The sequence below is a fragment of the Pontibacter burrus genome, assembly GCF_010686685.1.
GTDB classification, from domain to species: Bacteria; Bacteroidota; Bacteroidia; order Cytophagales; family Hymenobacteraceae; genus Pontibacter; species Pontibacter burrus.
The window spans coordinates 1-1,187 of the sequence record NZ_JAAGWD010000022.1; the positions used below are offsets into that span (position 1 = coordinate 1).

The 1,187-nt window shown below is 33.4% G+C and carries 1 pseudogene; it reads left to right on the forward strand.

What is annotated here, in order from left to right:
- Positions 1-1,187, forward strand: a pseudogene (locus GXP69_RS18870) (hypothetical protein); the annotation flags it as partial.

Below are 1,187 nucleotides of genomic sequence, written 5' to 3' on the forward strand. Positions count from 1 at the left end.
ATCTCTTATGCTTCACTATGCTTAGGAATAAAGAATGCAGAGACCTTGCTTAGCAGTCTTGAAAGCAAAAAGATTATACTTTACAGAAACTATAGCCACAAGTATATACTATTTGAAGGAACAGACTTAGATATTCAAGCTGCAATGAACGAAGCAGTTGGAAAAGTAAATGACATCACAAACATACAACCTGTATTAAGTAAGTACATTTCACTACCACCCGTACTTGCTAAAGCTGAGTCTTACAAAAAAGGTACTCCAAGAGCATTCAAATTTGTTATATCCGAACTTCCAATTGATACTGAGCCTATAGGAGAAGTTGATGGCATCGTTAATTTAATTTTTAATGAAAATCTAAGCTTACAAGAGCTTCAAGACAATTCTAGTAGACAAAAAGAAGCAATCTTATATGCCTACTATAAAAATTCTGCTGAGATTAAGAAACTACTCCTAGATATCGAGAAAAGCAAAAAGGTACTTGAAGAAAATCAAAGCGATAGAGTTGCTAAACGTGAACTTACTGTAATCATAGAGCATCAGAAAAAACTGCTCAACCATTACTTGATAGATAACTTATACAGCAAAGGGTCAGAGGTAATTTGGTACTGGAAGGGGAAGAAAATTGATGTAAGCTCTAAGAAAGATTTTAATACACATCTTTCAACAATCTGTGCTGATGTATATCCAGATACTCCTACATTTAAGAATGAACTAGTTAACAAGCATAAAGTATCAACTGCTATTCATACAGCAAAAAAATCTCTCTTTGCTGCTCTTGTTCAGAACTACAATATAGAAAATCTAGACTTTGCAAAAGACAAGTTTCCTGCTGAGAAAACTATTTTCATTACTCTCTTAAAAGTTAACGGTTTAGCTGCTTTTGGCAAGAAACCAAGCTCTGAAATTACGGTTGATAATGATTCATCATTTAAAGCAGTTTGGGGCTACTGTAATAACTTCTTAGATAAAGCGAAAAAAGAAAAAACGAATTTAAGAGGCTTAGTTGAAGGTTTAAGTAAAAGACCATTTAAATTAAAGGATGGTTTAATTAGTCTCTGGGTACCTATATTCTTGTTCATCAAGAGACATGACTTTGCATTATTTGGTAAAGATGGCTATATCCCTGAACTTACCGAACAAACCTTAGAGCTCATTTCTAAAGACCCTCAGGATTATTTTATAAAATC